The organism is Kitasatospora sp. NPDC015121, assembly GCF_055562955.1.
The window spans coordinates 56,902-80,468 of record NZ_JBVHEH010000008.1 but is presented as its reverse complement, the minus strand read 5'-3'; the positions used below and the strand labels follow the sequence as shown (position 1 = coordinate 80,468).

Genomic DNA, 23,567 nt, shown 5'->3' with positions numbered 1-23,567 from the left:
GGCGGTCCCCGGCGGGGCTGCGCCGATCATGGGACGGTGACGGATGCGGCGGACGGCGCGGTCAGCGCGGCGGTTGAGCGGCACGCGGGCTGGAACGAGCTGTTCTTCGACCTGATCGCGGTGGCGGGCGTCGGGCAGTTGGCACACCTGCTGCACACGGGACCCGGGTGGGGCGCGCTGGGGCTGTACGGCCTGCTGTTCGGCGCGTTCTGGCTGAGCTGGGCCTGCTTCACCGTGTACGGGGACGTGGTCGCGGAGCGGACCAGCTCGTTCGCGCTCTTCGTGGCGATGGCCGGGATGGCGGTGATGGCGGCGGCCGTCGAGGGCGTCCACGAGCAGGCGCGGGCGAACGCCTTCGCGCTGGCGTACGTGCTGCTGCGCTGGTACGCGGGACGGCTGTGGCGGCAGGGGCGGAGCCTGCTGGTGGTGCCGGACTGGCCGATCGCGCAGTACGGGGCGGGGGCGCTGCCGTGGCTGGTGTCGACCGTCGCGCCGGAGGGGTGGCGGTACTGGCTGTGGGGCGCGGGCCTGCTGCTGGACGCGCTGCTGTTGCTCGTGGCCCGGGAGGACGGGGCCCGGGTGGCGTCGCGCTGGGCGGCGCGGCGGGAGCGGCGCGGGAGCGGGCCGGGTGCGGACCGGCCGCTGCCGGAGCTGCTGGAGGCGGGAGTGGACGCGGCCCACCTGGGCGAGCGGCTGGGGCTGTTCATGGTGATCGTGCTGGGGGAGGGCGTGGTGCAGGTGATCCGGGCGGCGTCCGACCAGGAGCACTGGGACGCCCGGCTGGCCTGGACGGGCCTGGCCGCGATGACGCTGCTGGCCTCGCTGTCGGTGCTGAGCGTGCGGCGCGGCGCGGCGGCCTTCCCGCAACTGGTCGCGGCCGGGCGGCCGCGCCGGGTGATGCTCTGTCACGCGGTGGGCTCCGCCGCGCTGGCGGCGCTGGCGGCCGGTCTGGGCCGGGCGGTCGAGCACGCGGACGGCACGCTCCCCGAGGACACCCGGCTGCTGCTGTGCGCCGCGCTGGCCTGCTACTTCGCGGTGGTGCTGGTGGTGGTGCCGCCGACCCTGGAGGGGCGCGGGCAGGTCCGCGGCTTCCTCGTGCACACCGTCCCGGCGGTGCTGCTGCCGCTGCTGCTCGCCCTGCTGCCGGTGTCGTTGGCGGCCGGTCCGGTGGTGCTGCTGCTCCTGCTCGCGACGGTCTGGGCCCGTGGCCACCGGGTGGGACGGGACGGGGCGGGCGGCGGGTAGCGGGGGCGGAACGCTACGAAAGGGTCACGTTCCGTTCTGTTAAATAGAACTGTTTGTGTGTTCACGGTCAGGCTCTCGGTCGGCTACCCCTCAGCTACCCCGACTGGAGTCCCGCGTGAGCCCCTCCTCCGCGCGCCGCCGTGCCCTGGGCACGGCCGCCCTCGCCGCCCTCCTCCTCGCCTCCGCCACCACCGTCACCACCGGCAGCGCGACCGCCGCGCCCGGCCGGGACGCCGCCGTCGCCCGGGCCCGGGCCAACGTCGCCCAGCACGCCGCGCTGTTCGGCTTCGGCCCCGGCCAGGAGCTGGTGCTCCGGGACGTGGTGCTCGACCCGGACGGCGTCCAGCACGTCCGCTTCGACCGCACCTACCAGGGGCTGCCCGTGGTCGGCGGCGACCTGGTGGTGCACCAGGACGCGCGCGGCCGGCTCGCCGACTCCTCGCGGGCCAAGGGCCACGACCCGGCGGTGCCCACCACCCGCCCGGCCGTGCCGGCGCAGCGCAGCGCCGCCGAGGCGCTGGGGCAGGCGCCGGGCATATCCGGCGCCACCTCGGCCCCCGAGCTGGTGGTCTGGGCCGCCGACGGCGCCGCCCGCCTCGCCTGGCGCACCACCGTCAGCGGCACCGGCAAGCAGGGCCAGCCGACCGGCCGGGTGGTGGTCACCGACGCCACCACCGGCGCGGCGATCGAGAGCTTCGACGCCGAGCACTCCGCGACCGGCACCGGCCACTCCGAGTACACCGGTGACGTCACGCTCTCCACCACCCAGCAGGCGGGCGGCGGTTACGCGCTGATCGACCCCCTGCGCGGCCACACCACCCGGGACGCGCACAACCTCTCCGCGAGCAGCGTCAAGGCCACCTCGGGGACGCTCTACACCGACGCCGACAACGTGTGGGGCGACGGCCGGAAGTTCTCCGCCGACCGGGCCACCGCCGCCGTCGACGCGCACGCCAACACCGCCTGGACGTACGACTACTACAAGAACACCTTCGGCCGCAGCGGCATCAAGAACGACGGCAAGGGCGCCACCGTCTTCGTGCACGTCGGCACGAACTGGGACAACGCGCAGTGGTCCGACGCCTGCTTCTGCATGATGACCGGCGACGGCGACGGCACCGTCGACCCCGAGCAGGTCGACCTCGACACCATGGGCCACGAGATGACCCACGGCGTCACCAGCGCCACCGCCAACCTCCGCTACAGCGGCGAGTCCGGCGGCCTGAACGAGTCCACCAGCGACATCTTCGGCACCATGGTCGAGTGGTACGCCAACAACGCGGTCGACAAGGGCGACTACCTGTTCAGCGACCAGTCCACCCCGCCGTGGCTGCGCCGCTTCGACAAGCCCTCGCTGGACGGCCGCTCCGCGGACTGCTGGAGCAAGTCGGTCGGCCGGCTGGACGTGCACAACTCCTCGGGCGTCGGCAATCACTGGTTCTACCTGGCCAGCGAGGGCAGCGGCGCCAAGACCGTCAACGGCGTCGCCTACAACTCGCCGACCTGCAACGGCTCGACCGTCACCGGCATCGGCAACCAGAAGGTCGCCGCGGTCTGGTACCGGGCGCTGACCGTCTACATGACCTCCACCACCGACTACAAGGGCGCCCGGGTCGCCTCGCTGAACGCGGCCCGCGACCTGTACGGCGCGGGGTCCGCCGAGTACGCGGCGGTGGGCGCCGCGTGGAGCGCGGTGTCCGTCTCCTGACGGACGGCGGCGGGGGGGGGGGGGGGGGGGGGGGGGGGGGGGGGCCCCCCCCCCCCCCCCCCCCCCCGCCGCCGGACGGCCCGTCAGCCGGTGAGGGCCTCGAACAGCGTCCAGGCGCACAGGACGGCCATGCACAGGCCGCCGACCCGCTGGACGGTGCGCAGCGGGACGCGCTTGGCGATGAAGCGGCCGACCAGCAGGGCCAGCGCGGAGACCGACATCAGGGCGGCGGCGGAGCCGATCGCGGTGGGCAGCCAGCCGTTGGTGGCGGCCAGGTTGGCGGTGGTGATCTGGGTCAGGTCGCCCCACTCGCCGATGAACACCGTCATGAACGCGGTGCCCCAGACCGGCCAGAAGCCGGTCACCGTCCGGGCGCCGCCCTCCTCGTCGTCGTCGTCACCGCCCGAGCGCAGCAGCACGAACGCGCCGAAGCCGAACAGCGCGGCGGAGACCAGTTTGACGGCCGTGCCGGGCAGCAGGCTCAGCAGGCTGCCCGCGCCGACCGCGAGGGCGACGTGCACGACGAACGCCGCCGAGGTGCCGAACCACACGTACAGCGGGCGCATGCGGGTGCCCATCGCCAGTGAGGCGAACATGGTCTTGTCGGGGAGTTCGGCGAGGAAGATCAGCCCGAAGGCGGTGAGCATCGCCAGGGGGTCGAAGGACATCGGAGCGCTTTCTGCAGGGGCCGGGCCGCAGGGCTCGAACGGCACCGGACCGGCGACGGGCGAACCTCTCGGCCCGGCGCGACGAGACCTGCCGCACGGTGGGTGCGGCAGGGCCATGCACGGGCCGAAGGTCTCGTCCGTCGCGGCAGCGTGCTGCGCGACCCACGGGCCGGGACGGGCGAACCGTCCAGCGTGTCGACCGGTGGTGTTTCGGGACTACTCCCCTTCGCGCCACCGAGTGTAGGTGATCGCTCCGGCCCGGGTGAAGCCGCCCCCCGTCCGGTGTGAGCCGCCCCCGTCCTGGGCACGCGCGGGGGCGGAACCCCAGGAAGGGAGCGGACCGATGGACGAGATTCCGCAGGGCGGCGCGGGCGGCGTGCCGAAGGCCGGCTACACCGGCGACGACTACCGGGCGGAGGGCCGGCCGCCGACCGTCCGCCACGACCTGCACGGCAGGGGCTGGCGGTTCGGGCAGGACGCCGAGCGCGGCGCCGAGGGGGAGCCGGAGGAGGGCGGGGAGCACGAGGTCGAGGAGGGGCGCCCCGAGGAGGAGCAGGGCGACGCCACCACCGCCGACCCCGGCCGGACCAGGCGGCCGCTCCCCGACGAGGAGGAGCGGCCCGAGGACTGAGCGCGGGGCCCGGTGGCCCGTTCTCGCCGTGCGCGGGGACGGGCCGCGGCCCGCGCGGGCACGGACGCGCCTGGTGGCGGCGGTGGGCCGGGACGCCGGGTGGGCCGGGATCCGGACAGAATCCGCTCCGGCGGCCCGGCGCGCTTTCCGCGGGCACGGAACGCGAGTTAGCGTGACGTTCAGTTAGTTGCCCGAGGCACACAATTGCCGGGCCCGCCCCGCCGTACCCCGTACCCGCCCCCGCCGCCGTCCTCGCCGCCGGGAGCCGGGACCCGGACGGCAGCCCGGGCCGGAGAGGGAAACCAGCATGGCCACCGCCGCCCCCGCCACCAGCCACCCCGCCCCGCGCGGCACCTGCCCGTTCGCCCCGCCGCCCGCCTACCAGCAGGCCGTCCGGGACGAGCCCGTCACCCGGGTCGCCCTCTGGGACGGCACCCCCTGCTGGCTGGTCACCCGCCACCAGGACGCCCGCGACGTCCTCGCCGATCCCCGCTTCAGCGCCGACGCCCACCGCCCCGGCTTCCCGTTCCTCAGCGCCGCCGCCCGGCAGATCGGCGCCGGGAAGGCCTCCTTCATCCGGATGGACGACCCCGAGCACGGCCGCCTGCGCCGGATGCTCACCGGCGACTTCACCCTCCGCAAGACCGCCGCCCTGCGCCCCGCGATCCAGCAGGTCGCCGACCGGCTGCTCGCCGAGATGACCACCGGCCGCACCCATGCCGACCTGGTCGCCGACTTCGCCCTCCCGCTGCCCTCCCTGGTCATCTGCCTGCTGCTCGGCGTCCCCTACCGGGACCACGAGTTCTTCCAGCGCTGCAGCCGCACCCTGCTGGGCCGCGACAGCCCCGTCGAGGAGGTCGTCGCCGCCCAGGACGCCCTCACCGAGTACCTCGACACCCTCACCGACGGCAAGCGCGGCAACCCCGACGACGGCATCCTCAGCCGCCTCGTCGAACGCGGTGAACTCCCCACCGAGGAGATCGGCGCGATGGGCCGCCTGCTGCTCATCGCCGGCCACGAGACCACCGCCAACATGACCGCGCTCTCCGTCCTCGCCCTGCTCCGCCACCCCGACCAGCTCGCCCACCTGCGCGCCCACCCCGAGGCCACCCCCGCCGCCGTCGAGGAACTGCTGCGCTGGCTCAGCATCGTCCAGATCGGCGTCACCCGGGTCGCGACCGAGGACGCCGAGGTCGGCGGCGTCCTGATCCGGGCCGGCGAGGACGTCATCTGCCAGCTCAACACCGCCAACCGCGACGAGGACCGCTACCCCGACGGCGACACCCTCGACCTCACCCGCGACACCCGCCGCCACCTCGCCTTCGGCTTCGGCGTCCACCAGTGCCTCGGCCAGCCGCTGGCCCGCCTGGAACTGGAGATCGCCCTCGACACCCTGCTGCGCCGCCTGCCCGACCTGCGCCTGGCCGTGCCGTTCGAGGAGATCCGGTTCCGCCACGAGATGACCGTCTACGGCGTCGAGACCCTGCCCGTCACCTGGTGACGCCCCCGCCCCGGAGAGGAACCCCCGTGCTCGTCCACATCGACCCCGACCGGTGCTGCGGCGCCGGACAGTGCGTGCTCGCCGCCCCCGACGTCTTCGACCAGGACGAGCAGGACGGCACCGTCGTCCTGCTCGACGCCCGGCCCCCCGCCTCCCTCGCCCGGGAGGTCGCCGACGCCGTCGCCGCCTGCCCGGGAGGGGCGATCAGGCTGACCGAAGGGGCGCCCGGGTAGGCTGCCCCACCGTCGGCAGCGGGCAGCAGGGGAGCACACGTGCAGGTCACCGGGTACGCCCCGCGCGAAGTCGCCGACCTGCGCGGCCGCCCCGGCGGGGCGCTGCAACTCCGCTACGGGCCCGACGCGGCCGTGGTGGTCGGCGGCGTCCCCGGCAGCGGCAAGTCCACCCTGCTGCGCCGCTGGGACGCCCCCGCCACCCTGGTCGACCCGCGGCTCACCCGCCTCGCCTGCCAGGCCCGGCTGCCCGCCGCCCTCCCGTACGCCCTCTACCGCCCCGCCGTGCGCACCCTGCACCTGCTGCGCACCCGGGCCGCGTTCCGCCGCCCCGGGCCGCTGCTGGTGCACGACTGCGGCAGCCGCTGGTGGATGCGCCGCGCGCTCGCCCGCTGGGCCCGGCGCAGCGGACGCGAGCTGCACGTCGTGCTGCTCGCCGTCCGCCCCGCCGAAGCGCTGGCCGGGCAGCGCGCCCGGGCCCGCACCGCCGCGCCGCGCACCTTCCGGCTGCACGTGCGGCGGATCGCCCGGCTGGTGGCCGGGATCGAGCGGCGCGGCCGGGCCGCGTTCCCCGGCGCCGCCTCGGTGCTGCTCGCCGACGCGGCCTCCCGCGGGCGGCTGGCCGACGTCCGGTTCGGCGGACCGGGCTGACGGGACGGCCGGACGGGTCGGGCCGACGGGCTCAGTGGCCGCGGGCGATCCACTCCTCCAGGTGCGGGGCCTCCGCGCCGATGCTGGTCGAGTCGCCGTGGCCGGTGCGGACCACCGTCTCCGGCGGCAGCGACAGCAGGCGCCCGCGGATCGAGGCGATGATCGTCGGGAAGTCCGAGAACGACCGGCCGGTGGCGCCCGGGCCGCCCGCGAACAGGGTGTCGCCGGTGAAGACCGTGCCCAGCTCCGGGGCGTACAGGCTGACCGCGCCCGGGCTGTGGCCCGGCGTGTGCAGGACGGTCAGCACGGTGCCCGCCACCGACAGCCGCTGCCCGTCGGCGAGCGGCCCGTCCGGCGCCCGGTCCGGGTGGGTCTGCCGCCACAGCACCTCGTCCGCCGGGTGCAGCAGCACCGGCGCGCCGGTCAGGTCGGCCAGCTCCGGCGCCGCGTCCACGTGGTCGTTGTGGGCGTGCGTGGAGACCACCGCGAGCAGCCGCCGACCGCCCAGCGCCTCCTTGATCGCCGCCGCGTCGTGCGCGGCGTCGATCACGACCGCCTCCGCGTCGTCGCCGACGATCCACACGTTGTTGTCGACCTGCCAGGTGCCGCCGTCCAGGCTGAACTCGCCCGAGGTGACCAGCTGTTCGATCCGGGCCGCCATCAGAACACCACCACCGAGCGCAGCACCTCGCCGCGGTGCATCCGGGCGAACGCCTCCTCGACGCCGTCCAGCGGGATCGTCTCGCTGACGAACGCGTCCAGGTCCAGCCGGCCCTGCAGGTACAGGTCGATCAGCATCGGGAAGTCCCGCTCCGGCAGGCAGTCCCCGTACCAGGACGACTTCAGCGCGCCGCCCCGCCCGAACACGTCCAGCAGCGGCAGCTCCAGCGTCATCTCCGGCGTCGGCACGCCCACCAGGACGACCGTGCCCGCCAGGTCGCGGGCGTAGAACGCCTGCCGGTACGTCTCCGGGCGGCCCACCGCCTCGATCACCACGTCCGCGCCGTTGCCGCCGGTCAGCTCGCGGATCGCCTCGACCGGGTCGACCGTGCGCGAGTTGACGGTGTGCGTGGCGCCCAGGCGCCGCGCGGTGTCCAGCTTGCGGTCGTCCACGTCCACCGCGATGATCCGGTTCGCCCCGGCCAGCCGGGAACCCACCACCGCCGCGTTGCCGACCCCGCCGCAGCCGATCACCGCGACGCTGTCGCCCCGGCCCACCTGCCCGGTGTTGATCGCCGCGCCCAGACCGGCCATCACCCCGCAGCCCAGCAGACCGGCCGCCGCCGGGGACGCCGCCGGGTCGACCTTGGTGCACTGACCCGCCGCGACCAGCGTCTTCTCCGCGAACGCGCCGATCCCCAGCGCCGGGGACAGCTCGGTGCCGTCCTCCAGCGTCATCTTCTGCTTCGCGTTGTGCGTCGCGAAGCAGTACCACGGCCGACCGCGCCGACAGGCCCGACAACGCCCGCACACCGCACGCCAGTTCAGGATCACGTAGTCACCCGGCGCGACCTCCTCGACGCCCTCGCCGACCGACTCCACCACCCCCGCCGCCTCGTGCCCCAGCAGGAACGGGAAGTCGTCGTTGATCCCGCCCTCCCGGTAGTGCAGGTCGGTGTGGCACACCCCGCACGCCTGCACCCGCACCACCGCCTCACCCGGCCCCGGATCCGGCACCACGACGGGCACCACCTCCACCGGCGCCCCCTTCGCACGCGCGATCACACCCCGGACGACCTGAGCCATGTTCCGTACCCGTCCTCACTCGCTCGGCGGCGACGCCCGCTGCTGGACGCCGCCCAGCAGCGAACCTACGCCGATCCGCCCGGGAAGTCGCCCGTTCGGCCGCGCGGCACGCGAGACGCCCGGGGAAGGGGGCACGGGACGCCGCCGGCCCGTCAGAGCACGTCGCGGTGGCGCTCCTCGACCACCACCTCGTCCACGCCGCGCCCGCCCAGGTAGCGGCGGCGGCCCAGCACCCGGGCGTACACCACCACGCCGATCAGGCCCGCCGCCATCAGCACGACCCCCACCACCGTGAGGTTGACGCCCGCCAGGTGCCAGTCCACGCCGAACGCCAGGATCGCCCCGACCGCCAGCAGGATGATGCAGCCACCGAGTCCCATGATCGCCTCCGTCGTCGCGTCGTCACGCCCCGCCACCGGGGCCGTCCGCCGCCTACCCCCGACCCGCCGGAGGATGCCCGCCCGCCGGAGCCGGGACTGCGCGGCCCGCGGGCGGGCAGACGCACCATGGAAAGGGCCGCGCTGGACGCCCGCCCGGCCGACCGGCCGGGCGGCACACGAGGTGGAGGGAAGCACATGGTGCCGAACGGTGGGCCGGACCCGGTAGACCCGGCGGACGAGGTCGCGGACGGAGTCGTGGCGGAGCTGGCCCGGATCGCCGCCGAGGTGGAGGAACGGGACGAGGACCCGCGGGGCCCGCTGGCGCGCCGGATGGGCACGCTGGCGGTGAAGCTGCGCGGTACGCTGGGCCGGGGCGGCCGACGGCTCGGAGCGGGCTCCCGCACCGGGCTGCGAGCGCTGACCGACCGCCTGCTGGATGCGGCGCCCCGGATCCCGGTGCGGGACCTCGCCACGCTGCGGGCCCAGCACCCCGGGGCCCGCACCCCCGAAGAACTGGCGGACCTGCTCACCACCGGCTCGGTCCGCGCCTCCACGGCGGTCGGCGCGAGCGCCGGAGCGGTGGCGATGATGCCGGTGCCGATGGCGATGCCGGTCGAGCTGGCGTCCGAACTGCTCGCCTCCGCCGCGATCGAGCTGAAGCTGATCGCCGAGCTGTACGCGGTCTACGGCCAGGCGCCGCCCGGCACCGCCCGGCAGCGCTCGTACGCGTACCTCGCGGCGTGGAGCGAGGGCCGGGGCCTCGACCTGACCCGCCCGGGGGCGCTGCTCGCGATGAACCGCAGCGCGGCGCTGCGCCGCCAGGTGAGCAAGCGGCTGACCCGGGCGGGGCTGCGCAAGCTGCCGACCCTCGCCCCGCTGCTGGCCGGCGCGCTGCTCGGGGCGCGGATCAACCGCACCGACACCCTCCGGCTGGCCGTGACCGTCCGGATCGACCTGCGCGAGCGCCGTCCCGCCGACCCCGGCTACTGGGAGGCCGCCGCCGCGGGCTGAGCCGGCAGCGGGGCAGCGGGGCGACGGGACGGTGCGGGCGGTGCTTCCGGTCAGCGCTCGCGGGCGGCCAGCGAGCGGGCCGCGTCGGCGATCGCCCCGCGGGAGACGCCGGCGGCGCGCAGCAGCTCCTCCGTGGTGCCGGAGCCGGGTCGGCCGGTGACGGCGAGGTGGGCGACGGCGGGGTGGACGTCCGCGGCGGCCAGGGCGGACAGCACGGCCTCGCCGAGGCCGCCCTCGGGGTGGTGGTCCTCGACCACCACCAGCGCCCCGGTCTCGCGGGCCGCCCGCACCAGCGCCCCGGCGTCGACCGGCTTGACCGAGTACAGGTCCAGGACCCGGGCGGCGACGCCCTCCCCGGCCAGCCGGTCGGCGGCGGCCAGGCACTCGTGCAGGGTGACCCCGGCCCCGACCAGCGTCACCCGGTCGTCCGGGCCCTCGCGGAGCGTCTTGGACCCGCCGACCGGGAACTCCTCCCCGGCCCCGTACAGCACCGGGTAGGCGCCCCGGGTGGTGCGCAGGTAGGAGATGCCGGGCAGGTCCGCCATGGCGGCGGTCAGGGCGGCGGCGGAGGTGGCGTCGGACGGGTAGAGCACCGTGGAGCCCCGGACGGCGCGCATCATCGCCAGGTCCTCCAGGCCCATCTGGGAGGGCCCGTCGGCGCCGATCTCCACGCCGCTGTGGGTCCCGCACAGCGCCAGGTCGACCCCGGAGACGGCGGCCATCCTGATGAAGTCGTGGGCCCGGGTGAGGAAGGCCGCGAAGGTGGTCGCGTAGGGCCGGAAGCCCCGCACGGCCATGCCGACGGCGGTGGCGACCATCTGCTGCTCGGCGATGTAGCTCTGGAAGTACCGGGAGGGGTGGGCCCGCGCGAAGTCCTCGGCGTGGGTGGAGTTGCCGACCTCGGCGTCCAGGGCGACCACCTCGGGGCGGGCGCCGAGCGCGGCCAGCGCCTTGCCGAAGGCGACCCGGGTGGCGACCTCCTCCCCGACCTCGAAGCGCGGCGGCTCGACCCCGGGGGCCTCCGCCTTCAGCGCGGGGCTGCCGTGCGGCGGCTGCGGCCCGCGCACCCGCAGGTCGCGTTCGCCGCCCAGCTCGGCGACGGCCCGCTCGGCCAGCTCCGGGGGCAGCGGCTTGCCGTGCCAGCCCTCCTGGTCGGCGACCTCGGCGACGCCCCGCCCCTTGACGGTGCGGGCCACCACGACGGTGGGCGCGGAACCGTCCGAAGCCGTGGTCAGGGCCCGGTCGACGGCCTCCAGGTCGTGGCCGTCGACGACCAGGGCGCGGCAGCCGAACGCCTCGATCCGCCGCGCGTAGGCGTCGGTGTCCCACCCGAGTTCGGTGGGGCCGCTCTGGCCGAGGCGGTTCACGTCGACGATCGCGGTGAAGTTGCCGAGCCGGTGGCGGCCCGCCTTGTCCAGGGCCTCCCAGACCGAACCCTCGGTGGTCTCGCTGTCCCCGCACAGCACCCACACCCGGAAGTCCCGGCGTTCCAGGTCGCGGCCGGCCAGCGCGATGCCCACCGCGCAGGCGACGCCCTGGCCGAGCGAACCGGTGGCCAGGTCGACCCACGGCAGCTCCGGCGTCGGGTGGCCCTGGAGGCGGTGGCCGAAGCGCCGGTAGGTGGTCATCAGCTCCTCGTCGCCGATCGCCCCGGCGGCCTTGAACATCGCGTACAGCAGCGGGGAGGCGTGGCCCTTGGAGAACACCAGGTGGTCGGCGTCCGGGTTGTCCGGCGCCGCCCAGTCGTAGCGCAGGTGCCGGGTCATCAGCACCGCCATCAGGTCGGCGGCGGACAGGCTGGAGGTGGGGTGTCCCGATCCGGCCGAGGTGCTGGCGCGGACGGAGTCGACGCGCAGCTGCTGCGCGAGCTCGAAGAGCCGGGCGGGCTCGGTGTCGGGACCGAGGACGGACTGCGCGTTCGGGTCGGCGGTCATGTCGGACGGGCCTTTCTCGTCGGGTGGGGCGCCCCGGGGCGGCGCACGTCCGCCGCGGGCCGCCGGTGCCGCGCCGCGCCTACCCGGTGCGGTCGGGTCGACTCCCGCCCGGCCCCGTCCGTCGGGCGCTACGGCGCGGGGCCGGGGCGCAGCAGGGCCGACGGGACCGGGCCGAAGCGGGCGGCCGTCGGCCTGGAGCCGGAGGGCGTGCCCGCCCGCTCCAGCGCGGCCCGCACCGCCGCCGCCGACTCCCGGGGCCCGCCGCCACCATCGCCGCCTCCGCCCACCGGGGCCGAGCGCCCCCGGGCGGGTCGGCCTGCGGGGCGGGACCGGGCCGTCGCCCGAAGCCGGAGTGCCGCGCCGCTGTCGCGAGGGTCAGCCGCGCGGGAGGGTCAGCAGGGCGCGGGCCCGTTCGCGGGTGAGCAGTTCGGTCAGCAGCGGCTCGGCCAGCAGCGCGACCGGCGCCAGGTGGTTCCCGTCCAGCGGGCGCCAGAGCGGCAGCGCCGCCAGCAGCTCGGCCCACGCCCGTTCGGCGAACTCCGCCGGGAAGCGCGGCTCCGCGGGCGGCGCGGGCCGCCACTGCCCGTCGATCCACTGGGTCACGCTCACCACCAGCACCACCCCCTCGGTCGGGACGGCGGGCGCCCGCTGCGCCTCCCGGGCGGCGGCCCGGTGCGCGGCGAGCCGTTCGACCAGCGCGTGCACGGCCGCGTCGAACTCCGGCGGCCCGAAGACGAGCCGGAAGTCCGGCTCGGCCGACGCGGCCTCGTACCGGGCGATCGCCGCCCGGACCGGCTCCGGGGCCGACTCCCGCAGCCCGGGCAGCGGGAGCAGCGCGGTCCGGTCCGCCTCCCGGTCGTGCCGGACCAGGACCGGCAGGAACTCGCGGCCGAACAGCGGTTCGGCCAGGAACCACTCCTGGTCCCGCACGCCCCAGAAGGCGCCCGGCAGTTCGCGCTCCCAGTCGTGCAGCAGCGCCCGCAGCTGGAGCTCCAGGTACCGGGCGCGCGGCCGGCCGAACGCCCGGGCCCGCGCGAACAGGTCGAGCGCGGTGTCGAGGTCGCCCGCGAGCGCGGCCAGCCGGCCGCGCTCCACCTCGCGGTCCCAGTGGTCGCGGGTCGGCCCGGCGGGGCGGTGCAGCGCGTGCAGGGAGCGCCACTGGTCGCGCATCAGCTCGGCGAAGGAGGCGTGCCGCTCCGGGCCCCGGTCGGACCAGGACGCCAGCAGGTACCCTGCCCACTCGCCGTCCGCGTCCACGTCCTCCGGGTCGAGCAGCAGCACCGTGCTGTCGCCGGCCAGCGAGAGGCGCAGCGAGCGGGCCAGCACCCGGGCCTGCCGGGCCGCCCAGTCGTCCCAGGCGTCCGGGTCGTCCGCGTCCCGCTCCTCCTCCTCGTCCTCGGCGAGGCCCTCCCAGACCTCGATCAGGCCGCGGTCCGGGGTGTCCCGCAGCCAGGCCAACTCCTCGGTGCCCGCCAGCCGTTCGACGAACGGGCCGGTGTCCCGCCAGCCGTCGGTGACCAGCAGGAACGCGCGCAGCGAGGGCGGCAGCGGACGGCCGAGGCGGGCCTCGGCGGCGGCGACCGCCGGCTCGGTCGCGGGGGCGAAGCCGAGCCAGCCGTCGCGGAGCACCTCGGGGTCGGGCGGCCGGTCCGAGGGCTCGTCCCGCCGGGCCGTGATCCACTCGGTGCTCCACAGCTCCAGGAACTCCCGCCACCGCGTCCGGTCCACGCCCCGCCCCGTTCTCCCGATCCGATCGACGGGTCCACTCCAGCACGGACCACCGTCAGCGGGTTGGGCCGTTCGTGTGGTGGGCGGACGGCATCGGTGAAGGTTCTGCGTCGGTGCGGGGATCCCGGGGCGGGGCGGGTAGTCGGGCTCGTGCCGTCAGCTTTTCGGCAGCATCCGCTCTCGGCACCGTCCGCAGTCGCTCTGGAAGGAAGGCCGCCCCGCATGGCCGTCGCCACCTGCTGGTCCACCGCCGTCACGCTCCCGCACAGCCCCCACCCCGACCTGGCGGTGGAGGCCGGGCTGCACTTCGACACCGCGCTGCCGTACGCCGTCCGGCTGGTGTTCCCGCCGGTCGGGAGGCTGGACGCGGTCGAGTGGGTGTTCGGTCGCGACCTGCTCAACGAAGGACGCCTCGCGCCCGCCGGGCACGGTGACGTCACCGTCCGCCCCGGCGCCGAGGGCGAGGTGCTGGTCACCCTGCGCGGCGGCACCGGCGAGGCCGTGGTGAACGTCCCGGCGGAGATCGTCACCGGGTTCCTGGTCGAGTGCTACGCCCTCGTCCCGGCCGGTCACGAGCACGAACACCTCGACGTGGACGGCCTGGTCGCCCGGCTGACGGACTGAGGCCGGCCCCGGGCACGCCCGCCGGCTCCGGTACGACGGCGCGGGCACGGTGCGCCCGCCCGCCCGCCCGGCCCCCGCCCCCCTGGCCCGGCGGGTCAGCGGCGCCGGGGCGGGAGGGGCAGGAACGGGCTGGTGCGGGCGGTGTACTCGGCCCAGCCCGGCCGCTCGGTGCCGGCCAGGTGGCGTTCCAGCATGGGCTTGCCGCTGCCGAAGGCGAGCAGCCAGGTCATCAGCAGCGGGCTGCCGACGAAGGCCCAGCCGACCGGGGCGTCGGCGGCGAGCAGGAACAGGCCCCACCAGACGCAGGCGTCGCCGAAGTAGTTCGGGTGCCGGGTCCAGCGCCACAGGCCGCGGTCCATCACCCGGCCCCGGTTGGCCGGGTCGGCCTTGAAGCGGGCGAGCTGGGCGTCGCCGACGGCCTCGAAGAACAGGCCGACGGCCCACAGCGCGGTGCCCGCCCAGGCGGCCGGGCCGGGCGGCGCGGGCTGGTACTGGGCGACGAGGACGGGCAGCGCGACGAACCAGACCAGGGCGGCCTGCAGCAGGTAGACGATCCGCAGCGCGTACCGGGTGCGGGCCGGCCCGGCGGGCGCCCTGGCCAGCATCCGGGCGTAGCGCGGGTCCTCCGGCAGGCCGCGGGCCCGCCACCACAGGTGCGCGGCCAGCCGCAGCCCCCAGACCGCGACCAGGACGGTGGCCAGCGCCCGCCGCCCGCCGTCGCCGTGCCCGGCGGAGAGCGCGCAGCCGGTCAGCGCGACGGCGGTGAACGCCAGCCCCCAGGCCGTATCCACGCCCCGGTGCCGCCCGGTGCGGACCCCGACGGCGAAGGCGAGCAGCATCACCGCGAGGGCCGCGCCCGCGGCCGCCGCGACGCCGACGCCGAACGCGGCGGCGTTCACCGCGCGCCGTCCCGGTGCAGCAGCACCTGGTGGACGTTCAGGTAGCCGGTGCGGAACCCGGCCTCCGAGTAGGCGAGGTACAGCTCCCACATCCGCCGGAACACCTCGTCGAAGCCCAGGTCGGCGACCTCCCCGGCCCGGTCGGTGAACCGCTCGCGCCACAGCCGCAGCGTCTCGGCGTAGTGCGGCCCATACGCGTCCGCGGCGGCCACCCGCAGCCGGGTGTGCGCGGCGGCGGTGTCCGCGATCGCCCGCAGCGAGGGGATCTGGCCGCCGGGGAAGACGTACTTGAGGATCCAGGTGTACGTGTCGCTGCTGGCCAGCATCCGGTCGTGCGGCATGGTGATGGCCTGCAGGGCGACCCGGCCGCCGGGGGCGAGCAGGCCGTCCAGGGCGGTGAAGTAGGCGGGCCAGAACGGGCGTCCGACGGCCTCGATCATCTCGCAGCTGACGATCGCGTCGTACGCGCCCCGGGCCTGCCGGTAGTCGCACAGCCGGACGTCGACCCGCTCGGACTGCCCGGCGTCGGCGATCCGGCGGCGGGCCAGCGCGAGCTGCTCGGCGGAGAGGGTCAGGGTGGTGACCCGGGCGCCCCGGGCGGCGGCGCGCAGGGCGAGTTCGCCCCAGCCGGTGCCGATCTCCAGCAGGCGGGTGCCGGGGCCGACCCGGGCCAGGTCGAGCAGCCGGTCGATCTTGCGGTGCTGGGCGGGGACCAGGTCGGCCTGCCGGGTGGCGGGGGAGGGCGCGGAGAACACCGCCGAGGAGTACGACATGGTCGGGTCGAGGAACAGCGCGAACAGCTCGTTCGACAGGTCGTAGTGGCGGTGGATGTTGCGCTGCGCGTTGGCGGCGGTCTGGCGCTCGGCCGCCGGGGGACGGCGCACGTACAGTCGGCGCAGCCACTCCGCGCCGGGCGGCACCAGGGTCTCCGGGCGGGCGGCCAGCGCGGTCAGCAGGCGGGCCAGGTCCGGGCTGTCCCAGTCGCCCGCCTGGTACGCCTCGCCGAAGCCGATCAGGCCGCCCGCGCCGACCCGGTGCGCGAACGCCGCCGGGCGGTGCAGCCGCAGCACCGGCGCGTCCGGCGGCGACGGCAGCAGGACCCGGCCGCCCGGCAGTTCGACCCGCAGTCCGCGGCGGGCCGCCGCCCGGCGCAGCAGCCGTCCGGCCGCCGCGGCCCGCAGCGGGGCGTGCGGCACCCGGGCGACGTCCGGCCAGCGCAGCGGGTCGACGGCGGGCGGGAGGGGGGCGGTGACGGTCATCGGGGGGTGGCCTCTCCTGAGCGGGGACGGGGACGGGCGGGGGCGCCGGGGCGGGGGAGGGCGGGCAGGCCGCGCAGCCACAGCCGGACGCCCTGGGAGCGGATCCGCAGGCTGACCGCGTAGGTCGCGAACGGGTGCCGCAGGACGGCGCGCAGCAGCGCGCCCGGGCCGGCCGGGCGACCGGTGCCGGAGACGGTGGCGGTGAACGCCCGGCCGCCGGGCAGGTCGAGGCGGACGGCGAGGTGCAGCCGGGCGCCGTCCGGGGCCGGCTCGGGCAGCAGCAGCTCGTAGCGGCCGTCGACGGGCAGGAACGGCGAGACGTGGAAGGTCTTCGCGGTCCCGGCCCGCCCGGCGGCGTCCGGGCGCAGCAGGTAGCGGTGCCGCCCGCCGTAGGTGTTGTGCACCTCGGCGACGGTGCACAGCGGCGCGCCCGCCGCGTCCCGGCACCAGTACACCGTCAGCGGGTTGAACACGTACCCCAGCGAGCGGGCCTGGGTCAGCATCAGCACCCGCCCGGCCGGCGGCAGGCCGTGCGCGGCGAGCTCGCGGTCCAGGTCGGCGCGCACGGTGCCGGCACCGGACTGGACGTGGTCGCGGGGGAGGAAGCGGGCCAGCGGGCGCAGCGGGCGCGGCAGTTCGGGCAGCCGGTCGAGGTCGACCAGCCAGAGGAAGCCCCGGTGCCGGAAGAGCCGGCGCGGCACGGCCCGGACGTGCGTCGTCCGGGTCTCGTACAGCAGCGCGCCCCACGGGCCGGGCAGCCGGGCGGGCGGTGCGGTCACGGGGCGACCGCCGCGAGCAGGTGGCGGGCGGCGGCCAGGCCGGAGCGGCAGCCGTCCTCGTGGAAGCCCCAGCCGTGGTAGGCGCCGGCGAACGCGGTGCGGGCGGTGGTGAGTTCGGGCAGCCGGCGCTGGGCGGCGACCGAGCGGGCGGTGTAGACGGGGTGCTCGTAGACCGTCCGGGAGACCACCAGGTCGGCGGGGACGGGGGCGTGCTCGTCCTCGTTCAGGGTGACCAGGTAGTCCTCCGCGCCGCCGAGCCGCAGCAGCCGGTTCAGGTGGTAGCTGACCCGGACCCGGTCGGCGGACGCCTCGCAGCCCGGCATCCGGTAGTTCCAGGACGCGCGGGCCCAGGCGGCCCGGGGCAGCAGCGAGGCGTCGCGGTGCAGCACCGTCGGGTTGCGCGAGTAGCCGAACGCGCCCAGCACCTCCCGCTCGGCGGCGGTCGGGTCGGCCAGCAGCCGCAGCGCCTGGTCGGCGTGCACGGCCACCACCACGGCGTCCGCCCTGGTCCACCGCCCGTCCTCGGTGGCGACCGTGACGCCGTCCGGGTGCCGGCGCACCGCCCGCACCGGCGCGCCGTGGTGGACGGTGCCGGAGCCGGCGGCCACCCGCTCGGCGATCCGCGCCACGTACTCGGCCGAGCCGCCGACCACGGTGCGCCAGGTCGGCGAGCCGGTGACGCTCAGCAGGCCGTGGTTGGCCAGGAACGCGAACAGGTAGCGGGCCGGGTAGTCGCCGGCCAGGTCGGGCGCGCACGACCAGACGGCCGAGACCAGCGGCGTCATGAAGTGCCGCACGAAGTACGGCGAGAAGGCGTGCCCGTCCAGGAACGCCCGCAGGCTCGGGTCGCCCTGCCCCGGGTCGGCCAGCAGGGCGCGGGCCAGCCGGTGGAAGCGCGGCACCTCGCCGAGCATCCGCAGGTACCGGCCGCGCACCAGGTTGCCCGGCGCCGCCAGCAGGCCGCTCGGGCCCCGGGCGCCCGCGTACTCCAGGCCGCAGCCCGCGCAGGACACCGACATGCTCATGTCGCTGTCCTGCGTGCGCACCCCCAACTCGCCGAACAGCCGGACCAGTTCCGGGTAGGTGCGGGTGTTGTGCACCAGGAAGCCGGTGTCCAGGGCCAGTTCGCGGCCGTCCGCCGCCGTGGTCCGCTGGGTGTGCGCGTGCCCGCCGAGCCGGTCCGCCGCCTCGAACAGCTCCACCTCCGCCCCGGCCCGCGCCAGCGCGTACGCCGCGCTCAGCCCCGCCACCCCCGCACCCACCACGGCCACCCGCCGCGCCCGCCCCCGCCGGCCCGGCTGGGGCGGGACGGACCCGCCGGTGGAAAAGGTGCCGAGTGTCGTCACGTCGCTGCCCTCCGCTGTTCCGCGGCCGCCCTCGGCGGCCCTCGCATCCGCCATTCGGAGGATGCGACGGCGCGGATTGGTCCGAACGGGAAGCTCCGCTCCGGATCCGTCCCGGAGCGGGCGGCGTCCCTCCGACCGGCCGTCAGGGCCGGTCCAGCATCTCGGGCATCCGCCGCTGCACCGCGTCCGCCAGGCCCTCGAACTCCCGCCGCAGGAACGGCCCCGCCAGCCGCGCCCAGCCGTGGAAGCGCAGCCGCGCCCGGTAGCGGACCGTCGTCCCGGAACCGTCCGGACCCGGGTGCAGGACGATCTCGTCCGTCGCCGTCACGGTCCGGTTCCGCCCGACGAACACCAGCCGGTCCGACTCGCGGACCGTCAACTCGTACACCAGCTCGGTGCGCCGGCCCCGGAACACCGAGACGTTCCGCCAGCGCGCCCGGCCGCCGCGCGGATCCAGCGGGACGCACTCCACCGTTCCCGGATCCCACTCCACGGCGTGCGCGAAGTCCGCCAGGTACGCCAGCACCTCGTCCGCCGGACGGCGGACCGGGATCTCCCGCACCACCTCGATCATCGGGGCCTCCTACGCCGTTCGTCGCCGTACACGTCGAACGGAGTTCGGAACCGCCCGCACGACGGATGGGTGGCCGGGTGAACGGCCGGACGGGCGCGGTGGGGGCGAAACGCTGCACCAGCGCTGCGGGTGGGTCTCCGGCCGGGCGGGGGCGGAACCTTTCGAACGGAGGGGTGGTCGCGGTGGGCGGGGCCCACCGCCGCGCTGCCCGGCGGCCGCGCATGAGACCCCGGCCCCCTTCCCCGGAGAGGCGGCGGACCCGATGGACACCCGACTGACCGCACGCGAACGCGTCCTGCTCGCGGAGATCGAGCAGCGGCTGCGCCGGACGGACCCCCGACTGGACCGGCTGCTCGCCCGCCGTCCCGGGCCGGTCGTCCGGCTCGCCCACCGCTGGGCCCACCGCCCGGGGGCGCTGGTCGCCGCCGTCGCCCTGCTGGCCGTGCTGACGGCCGCCGGAGCGCTGTGGGCCGGCGCGGGCGGGCCCGGGCCGGTGCCGGCGGCGCTGCTCGCGGCCGGTTCCGCGCTGCTGGGCGCGCTGGTGCTGCGCAGGCTGGCCCGGCTGGGCGCGGGGTGAGGCGCGGGGCGCCGGGCGGGGGCGTTGCACCCTGTGGTGGAACCGGGTGGACGGGCCGTGACCCCGGCGGGGGCCGGGAGTTGGAGCGAGTGTGACAGAGCCTGCGCATACCAGCCCGCTGCCCGTCGTCCGCCTGCAGTGGACGCAGCTGCAACCCCTGCTGGCCGCCCTCTCGGAGGCCGGCGTACCGCTGCGGCCCGGCGACCTGGACCAGTTGCAGCACGCCGCCGCGATCGGCCCCGAGTTCGCGCACGCGCTGGCCCGGTGGATCCGGGACGCGCACGCCGCCGGGCCCGCGCGGCCGGCGGCGGCCGCGGTCCGTACGCTCGCGCCGCGCCCCGAACGCCCCGCGCTGGGGGCCGCCGCGGCGGACCGGCACGCCTCCTGAGCCGCCGCCGCGGACCCCTCGCCGACCACCCGATCGTCCCGGCCGCGTAACCGTCGCGGCCCGTGACCCGTTGGACGGAGCATGCCCGTGATCAACGAACCGCGCCGCCCGCAGGGCGGGCACCAGGCGGCGACGCCCCCGCGCGTCCCCGAACCGGCCGAACCGCACGGCCGGTCCGCCGGCTCCTCCCCGCTCGGCCTCCACGCCCCCGGACACCAGTCACCCGGACACCAGTCGTCCGGCTCCCACTCGCCGGGGCACCACTCGCCGGGACACCAGTCGCACGGCCCCCAGGCGCAGAATCCCCACGCCCCCGCCCCGCAGTCGCTCGGCCACCAGGCCGCCGCCCAACTGCTCGGCCTGCGCGAGGTGGTGCTGCCCGCCGCCGTGGTCGCCGCCGCCGACCTGCTGCTGGGCGACGCGCTCGACAGCGACGACCCGGTCACCCGGGAGGCCGCCGCCGCGACCCGCGGGAGGCTGCGGTCCGCGCTCGGCCTGGGATAGCGGCGGCGCGGGCGGCGCGGGACGCCGCCGGAATCGCCGCCGGACGGCCGGAAATTGACGGCAGATCGGCGTGAATCCACCCCGCCCGGAGGTTTCGGAAAGGAATTCAATTCACCGGTGAATTGATTCGGCTGATTTCGGTTCATATTCCCGGACGCCCGCATTAGTCTCGTGCCATGGCGAACGGCGTGTTCCACACCCTGTACGGCATCGAGCTCAACCTCACCCGGCCCGACCTGGGCCACCCCGACCGCCCCGGGCTGCTCGCGGAGATCACCGCGCCGATCGACCGGCGCGCACGCGAACTCCTGGAATGCCTCCAGCACCACCGCGAAGGACGGTGCGAAGCGGAGGAGCTCGCCGAGGAGCGCTCCCCGTGGATGCACGTCCGGCGGCGCACGGTCGGTGGACGCACCACCTGGGTCGCCGCCCACCTGCCGCTCCGCCGCACCCCGACGGCCGACGAGGAGGACCGGCGCGAGGCGCTGCAGGAGCGGATCGCCCGCGCCGCCGACCGGCACGGCTGCCGGTACGAGGTCGGGGCGCGCGGTGGCGGGAGCGGCGCCGACCGGGTCCGCAGCGACGTGCTGGTCACCGGCCCCGGCGGGCTGCGGATCGGCTGGGCCGCGCAGTACGCGCCGATCGGCGCGGAGGCGGTGCGCCGGCGCTCCCGGGCGGCCGCCGAGCACGGCATCGTCCCGCTCTGGGTGACCTGCGACCGGCGGGCCGCGCTGATCGACCGGGCGCCCTGGGCCCGGGTGGACGACCTGCCCTGGCAGCGGATCGCCTCCCGGGCGACCCGGATGGCGGTCCGCGCGGGCGTCCGGCACCTGCAGCAGTGGAAGTGCCTGCGCGGCAGCGCCCGTCCCTGTCCGCTGAACGGCTCCTGGTGCGGGCGGATGCACACCGGCTGGTACCTGCCCGCGCTCTGCCTGCCGGCCCGGCCCGCGCCGGACGTGGAGGAGCTGGTCGGGGCCAGCGCCGCCGGGGAGCTCGTCCCGCTGCGGGTCCCGCTGCACCCCGGCTCCGCCGTCTCCGCCCGGATGTGGGTCCCGGCCGCCGACCGGGACCGCTGGCGGGAGACCGTCGCCGAGGACGACCCGGCCGCGTCCCCCGACCCCGCGGGCGCCGCCGACGCGGCCGGCGCCGGGATCGACTACGGGTACGAGGAGCTCGACCCGGTCTGCCGCTACCGCGAGGAGGAGCCCGCCCGGCCCGTCCGCGGCGGCCCGCGCCCCCCGCGCCCGCGCCGTCCCGAGCGCCGGGCCCGGTGGCACGCCGACGCCGACGCCGACGCGCTCGCCCTGCACACCCGCGACACCGTCCCCCGGCGCCTGCTGGTCGTCCCCCCGCAGACCCGCCGGGGCCTGGTGGTCACCCCCGAGCAGCGCCGGGAGGCCGCCGTCCTGCTGGACTGTCACATCGCCCACGTCGGCCCGTGCGGCGGCTGCGGCGCCCCGATCGACCGCTACGGCCCGCGCGGCGCCCACGCCTGCGCGCCCTGCCGGGCCCGGGTGAGGGCGGGGGTGCCCGGCAGCCGGTGACGCTCCGTAGTCGAATGGGTGTGAGTTCCTACACGTCCAACACGGGTTCGTCACAATCGAGCGTGATTGGCATAAGAGAGGTTCATACCTTTCATATGATCAGCGATGCTGCCCGACGGCTCCCCGGGCGGCCCGGATCCCAGGCCGCGCCCGCCGCTCCGGTACCACCGGAACGCGCGGCGGAAGAACCATGGCACCTCCCCCTCCTGCCCGCGACATCGCCGTCGTCCTCGGCACCCGCCCGGAGATCATCAAGCTCGCCCCGCTGATCCGCCTGCTCGGCGACCGGGGCCGGATCGTGCACACCGGCCAGCACTACGACAGCGCGCTGTCCGGCGCGTTCTTCGCCAACTTCGGCCTGCGCGAGCCCGAACTGCGACTCGACGGGGCCGCCGGGGCCGGCGGCCGAGGCGACCAGATCGGCACCCTCACCCGGGACCTCGCCCGCGCGTTCACCGCCGAGCCGCCGCGCGCCGTGGTCGTCCAGGGCGACACCAACAGCACCTCCGCGGGCGCCCAGGCCGCCCACTACTGCGGGATACCCGTGGTGCACGTCGAGGCCGGACTGCGCTCCGGCGACCGGGCGATGCCCGAGGAGATCAACCGGCTGGTGGTCGGCGTCCTCGCCGACGCGCACTGCGCCGCCACCCCGGAGGCCGCCGCCAACCTGCGGGCCACCGGCACGGACGGTGACCGGATCCGGGTCACCGGCAACACCGTCGTCGAGGCGACCCTGCACTCGCTGCCCGCCCCCGCCGAACGGGACCGGATCGTCCGCGCCCTCGGCGCGCCCGACGACTTCGTGCTCGCCACCGTGCACCGCCCCGAGAACACCGACCGGCCCGACCGGCTGGCCGCGCTGCTCGGCTCGCTCGGCGGTCTCGGCCGCCCGGTGCTGCTGCCGCTGCACCCGCGCACCCGGGGCCGGATCAAGGAGTTCGGCCTGGAGCACCTGCTGGCCGGCCTCACCGCGGTCGACCCCGTCGACCACCCGACCTTCCTCGCGCTGGCCGATCGGGCCGCGCTGCTGGTCTCCGACTCCGGCGGCGTGCAGGAGGAGGCGACCGTCCTGAAGAAGCCGCTGCTGGTGGTGCGCACCAGCACCGAGCGCCCCGAGGCCGTCGCCGCGGGCTTCAGCCGGCTGGTCGAACCCGGACCCGAACTCACCGCCGCCGCCCGCGCCCTGCTCGCCGACCGCGACCTCGCCGGGCGGCTGCGCGACACCCCCTCCCCGTACGGCGACGGCCGCGCCTCCGAACGGATCCGCGCCATCGCGGTGGCCCTGGCCGACGGCGCGCCCCTGCCGGGCGGCGCGCCCGGCCACTGACCCCCACCCCCCAGCAGCCGCCCGTGACCGCGCGGCGGTGGCCGGAGCCCACCGGGGGAAACCGCCGGAGGGCTCCCCGACGATAAGGAGGCCCCGTGTACGGGTCGGCAGGAAAGGGCGCCGTCGGCGCCGGAGTGGTCCTCGGCGGGGGCGAACTCGCGTACACCGGCGGCTTCGGCGTGGCCGGCATCGTGATGACCGTCCTCGCCGTGGGCCTGGTCCTCGGCGGCGTGCTGATGATGCGCTACGCGCGGATAAGCCGCGCCCAGGGCTGATCCCGCCCCAGGTCCGGCCGGTCCCCGCCGGCCGGACC

Annotated in this window: 25 protein-coding genes; 14 read left to right on the top strand and 11 right to left on the bottom strand. The window is 76.6% G+C overall.

Annotated features, from left to right (window positions below; translation table 11 throughout):
• Positions 1-36 precede the first annotated feature (36 nt).
• Both ACZ3J7_RS13690 and ACZ3J7_RS13685 read left to right on the top strand, forming a co-directional pair.
• The gene (locus tag ACZ3J7_RS13690; protein WP_465620130.1) at positions 37-1,245 is read left to right on the top strand and encodes a low temperature requirement protein A; all 1,209 of its coding nucleotides are present in this window, start codon (positions 37-39) and stop codon (positions 1,243-1,245) included.
• Positions 1,246-1,360: 115 nt separating this feature from the next.
• Positions 1,361-2,953: a M4 family metallopeptidase gene (locus ACZ3J7_RS13685; RefSeq protein ID WP_465620128.1), complete on the top strand. Its 1,593-nt coding sequence runs from the start codon at positions 1,361-1,363 to the stop codon at positions 2,951-2,953.
• 83 nt (positions 2,954-3,036) lie between these two features.
• On the opposite strand, the gene ACZ3J7_RS13680 is transcribed toward ACZ3J7_RS13685, so the two are convergent.
• Positions 3,037-3,621 (bottom strand): TMEM165/GDT1 family protein, encoded by a 585-nt coding sequence (locus ACZ3J7_RS13680; protein ID WP_465620126.1) that lies wholly within the window; start codon positions 3,619-3,621, stop codon positions 3,037-3,039.
• Between the two features lie 343 nt (positions 3,622-3,964).
• Here ACZ3J7_RS13680 and ACZ3J7_RS13675 point away from each other — a divergent pair, with 343 nt between their 5' ends.
• The 4 genes from ACZ3J7_RS13675 (at position 3,965) to ACZ3J7_RS13660 (ending at position 6,634) form a co-directional block, all read left to right on the top strand.
• A complete protein-coding gene (locus tag ACZ3J7_RS13675) occupies positions 3,965-4,252 on the top strand; it encodes a hypothetical protein (protein WP_465620124.1) in 288 nt (95 codons plus the stop codon).
• A gap of 307 nt (positions 4,253-4,559) precedes the next feature.
• Positions 4,560-5,753: a cytochrome P450 gene (locus ACZ3J7_RS13670; protein ID WP_465620123.1), complete on the top strand. Its 1,194-nt coding sequence runs from the start codon at positions 4,560-4,562 to the stop codon at positions 5,751-5,753.
• Positions 5,754-5,779: 26 nt separating this feature from the next.
• Complete coding sequence (locus tag ACZ3J7_RS13665; protein ID WP_465620121.1) at positions 5,780-5,986, top strand: ferredoxin; 207 nt, start codon at positions 5,780-5,782, stop codon at positions 5,984-5,986.
• Between the two features lie 39 nt (positions 5,987-6,025).
• Positions 6,026-6,634, top strand: coding sequence for an AAA family ATPase (locus ACZ3J7_RS13660; protein ID WP_465620118.1), 609 nt, complete (start codon positions 6,026-6,028; stop codon positions 6,632-6,634).
• 31 nt (positions 6,635-6,665) lie between these two features.
• Here ACZ3J7_RS13660 and ACZ3J7_RS13655 read toward each other — a convergent pair whose 3' ends face one another.
• The 3 genes from ACZ3J7_RS13655 to ACZ3J7_RS13645 form a co-directional block, all read right to left on the bottom strand.
• A complete protein-coding gene (locus tag ACZ3J7_RS13655; protein ID WP_465620116.1) occupies positions 6,666-7,295 on the bottom strand; it encodes an MBL fold metallo-hydrolase in 630 nt (209 codons plus the stop codon).
• Positions 7,295-8,380 carry an S-(hydroxymethyl)mycothiol dehydrogenase gene (locus ACZ3J7_RS13650; protein WP_465620114.1) on the bottom strand — a complete coding sequence of 362 codons (1,086 nt, stop codon included), beginning with the start codon at positions 8,378-8,380 and terminating at the stop codon, positions 7,295-7,297. The genes ACZ3J7_RS13655 and ACZ3J7_RS13650 overlap by 1 nt, the downstream gene beginning before the upstream one ends.
• A gap of 152 nt (positions 8,381-8,532) precedes the next feature.
• Positions 8,533-8,760, bottom strand: coding sequence for a DUF6458 family protein (locus ACZ3J7_RS13645; RefSeq protein ID WP_465620112.1), 228 nt, complete (start codon positions 8,758-8,760; stop codon positions 8,533-8,535).
• Positions 8,761-8,955: 195 nt separating this feature from the next.
• Here ACZ3J7_RS13645 and ACZ3J7_RS13640 point away from each other — a divergent pair, with 195 nt between their 5' ends.
• On the top strand, positions 8,956-9,771 hold the full coding sequence (locus tag ACZ3J7_RS13640; protein WP_465620110.1) for a hypothetical protein: 816 nt from the start codon (positions 8,956-8,958) through the stop codon (positions 9,769-9,771).
• A 50-nt stretch (positions 9,772-9,821) separates the two neighbouring features.
• On the opposite strand, the gene ACZ3J7_RS13635 is transcribed toward ACZ3J7_RS13640, so the two are convergent.
• Both ACZ3J7_RS13635 and ACZ3J7_RS13630 read right to left on the bottom strand, forming a co-directional pair.
• Positions 9,822-11,705, bottom strand: a complete 1,884-nt coding sequence (locus ACZ3J7_RS13635) for a transketolase (RefSeq protein ID WP_465620108.1) — start codon at positions 11,703-11,705, stop codon at positions 9,822-9,824.
• Between the two features lie 375 nt (positions 11,706-12,080).
• A complete protein-coding gene (locus tag ACZ3J7_RS13630; protein WP_465620106.1) occupies positions 12,081-13,433 on the bottom strand; it encodes an SMI1/KNR4 family protein in 1,353 nt (450 codons plus the stop codon).
• A 222-nt stretch (positions 13,434-13,655) separates the two neighbouring features.
• Here ACZ3J7_RS13630 and ACZ3J7_RS13625 point away from each other — a divergent pair, with 222 nt between their 5' ends.
• Complete coding sequence (locus ACZ3J7_RS13625) at positions 13,656-14,057, top strand: SsgA family sporulation/cell division regulator (RefSeq protein ID WP_465620104.1); 402 nt, start codon at positions 13,656-13,658, stop codon at positions 14,055-14,057.
• A gap of 95 nt (positions 14,058-14,152) precedes the next feature.
• Here the strand turns inward: ACZ3J7_RS13625 and ACZ3J7_RS13620 are convergent, their stop codons facing one another.
• The 5 genes from ACZ3J7_RS13620 to ACZ3J7_RS13600 all read right to left on the bottom strand — a co-directional run bounded on the left by ACZ3J7_RS13620 (position 14,153) and on the right by ACZ3J7_RS13600 (position 18,914).
• On the bottom strand, positions 14,153-14,896 hold the full coding sequence (locus tag ACZ3J7_RS13620; protein WP_465620533.1) for a DUF1295 domain-containing protein: 744 nt from the start codon (positions 14,894-14,896) through the stop codon (positions 14,153-14,155).
• A 56-nt stretch (positions 14,897-14,952) separates the two neighbouring features.
• Positions 14,953-16,215 (bottom strand): class I SAM-dependent methyltransferase, encoded by a 1,263-nt coding sequence (locus ACZ3J7_RS13615; protein ID WP_465620103.1) that lies wholly within the window; start codon positions 16,213-16,215, stop codon positions 14,953-14,955.
• Entirely contained in the window at positions 16,212-16,994 is a 783-nt protein-coding gene (locus ACZ3J7_RS13610) for a DUF1365 domain-containing protein (RefSeq protein ID WP_465620101.1), read from the bottom strand. Before ACZ3J7_RS13610 ends, ACZ3J7_RS13615 begins: the two co-directional genes overlap by 4 nt.
• A complete protein-coding gene (locus tag ACZ3J7_RS13605) occupies positions 16,991-18,265 on the bottom strand; it encodes an NAD(P)/FAD-dependent oxidoreductase (protein WP_465620532.1) in 1,275 nt (424 codons plus the stop codon). Before ACZ3J7_RS13605 ends, ACZ3J7_RS13610 begins: the two co-directional genes overlap by 4 nt.
• Positions 18,266-18,482: 217 nt before the next feature.
• Positions 18,483-18,914, bottom strand: a complete 432-nt coding sequence (locus ACZ3J7_RS13600) for an SRPBCC family protein (RefSeq protein ID WP_465620099.1) — start codon at positions 18,912-18,914, stop codon at positions 18,483-18,485.
• Positions 18,915-19,176: 262 nt separating this feature from the next.
• Here ACZ3J7_RS13600 and ACZ3J7_RS13595 point away from each other — a divergent pair, with 262 nt between their 5' ends.
• The 6 genes from ACZ3J7_RS13595 to ACZ3J7_RS13570 all read left to right on the top strand — a co-directional run bounded on the left by ACZ3J7_RS13595 (position 19,177) and on the right by ACZ3J7_RS13570 (position 23,529).
• Positions 19,177-19,491, top strand: a complete 315-nt coding sequence (locus ACZ3J7_RS13595; RefSeq protein ID WP_465620097.1) for a DUF3040 domain-containing protein — start codon at positions 19,177-19,179, stop codon at positions 19,489-19,491.
• 91 nt (positions 19,492-19,582) lie between these two features.
• Positions 19,583-19,879, top strand: a complete 297-nt coding sequence (locus ACZ3J7_RS13590; RefSeq protein WP_465620095.1) for a hypothetical protein — start codon at positions 19,583-19,585, stop codon at positions 19,877-19,879.
• A gap of 87 nt (positions 19,880-19,966) precedes the next feature.
• Entirely contained in the window at positions 19,967-20,383 is a 417-nt protein-coding gene (locus ACZ3J7_RS13585) for a hypothetical protein (protein ID WP_465620093.1), read from the top strand.
• Between the two features lie 176 nt (positions 20,384-20,559).
• Positions 20,560-21,927: a hypothetical protein gene (locus tag ACZ3J7_RS13580; protein WP_465620092.1), complete on the top strand. Its 1,368-nt coding sequence runs from the start codon at positions 20,560-20,562 to the stop codon at positions 21,925-21,927.
• Positions 21,928-22,117: 190 nt separating this feature from the next.
• Positions 22,118-23,254: a non-hydrolyzing UDP-N-acetylglucosamine 2-epimerase gene (gene wecB / locus ACZ3J7_RS13575; RefSeq protein WP_465620091.1), complete on the top strand. Its 1,137-nt coding sequence runs from the start codon at positions 22,118-22,120 to the stop codon at positions 23,252-23,254.
• A 95-nt stretch (positions 23,255-23,349) separates the two neighbouring features.
• Positions 23,350-23,529 (top strand): hypothetical protein, encoded by a 180-nt coding sequence (locus ACZ3J7_RS13570; protein WP_465620089.1) that lies wholly within the window; start codon positions 23,350-23,352, stop codon positions 23,527-23,529.
• Positions 23,530-23,567: the final 38 nt, after the last annotated feature.

Coding starts and splice junctions, on each gene's coding strand:
- ACZ3J7_RS13595 (WP_465620097.1), top strand. CDS start 19,177: ATGGACACCCGACTGACCGCACGCGAACGCGTCCTGCTCGCGGAGATC.
- ACZ3J7_RS13655 (WP_465620116.1), bottom strand. CDS start 7,295: ATGGCGGCCCGGATCGAACAGCTGGTCACCTCGGGCGAGTTCAGCCTG.
- ACZ3J7_RS13625 (WP_465620104.1), top strand. CDS start 13,656: ATGGCCGTCGCCACCTGCTGGTCCACCGCCGTCACGCTCCCGCACAGC.
- ACZ3J7_RS13670 (WP_465620123.1), top strand. CDS start 4,560: ATGGCCACCGCCGCCCCCGCCACCAGCCACCCCGCCCCGCGCGGCACC.
- ACZ3J7_RS13650 (WP_465620114.1), bottom strand. CDS start 8,380: ATGGCTCAGGTCGTCCGGGGTGTGATCGCGCGTGCGAAGGGGGCGCCG.
- ACZ3J7_RS13675 (WP_465620124.1), top strand. CDS start 3,965: ATGGACGAGATTCCGCAGGGCGGCGCGGGCGGCGTGCCGAAGGCCGGC.
- ACZ3J7_RS13600 (WP_465620099.1), bottom strand. CDS start 18,914: ATGATCGAGGTGGTGCGGGAGATCCCGGTCCGCCGTCCGGCGGACGAG.
- ACZ3J7_RS13645 (WP_465620112.1), bottom strand. CDS start 8,760: ATGGGACTCGGTGGCTGCATCATCCTGCTGGCGGTCGGGGCGATCCTG.
- wecB (WP_465620091.1), top strand. CDS start 22,118: ATGGCACCTCCCCCTCCTGCCCGCGACATCGCCGTCGTCCTCGGCACC.
- ACZ3J7_RS13635 (WP_465620108.1), bottom strand. CDS start 11,705: ATGACCGCCGACCCGAACGCGCAGTCCGTCCTCGGTCCCGACACCGAG.
- ACZ3J7_RS13615 (WP_465620103.1), bottom strand. CDS start 16,215: ATGACCGTCACCGCCCCCCTCCCGCCCGCCGTCGACCCGCTGCGCTGG.
- ACZ3J7_RS13580 (WP_465620092.1), top strand. CDS start 20,560: ATGGCGAACGGCGTGTTCCACACCCTGTACGGCATCGAGCTCAACCTC.
- ACZ3J7_RS13620 (WP_465620533.1), bottom strand. CDS start 14,896: ATGCTGCTCGCCTTCGCCGTCGGGGTCCGCACCGGGCGGCACCGGGGC.
- ACZ3J7_RS13640 (WP_465620110.1), top strand. CDS start 8,956: ATGGTGCCGAACGGTGGGCCGGACCCGGTAGACCCGGCGGACGAGGTC.
- ACZ3J7_RS13680 (WP_465620126.1), bottom strand. CDS start 3,621: ATGTCCTTCGACCCCCTGGCGATGCTCACCGCCTTCGGGCTGATCTTC.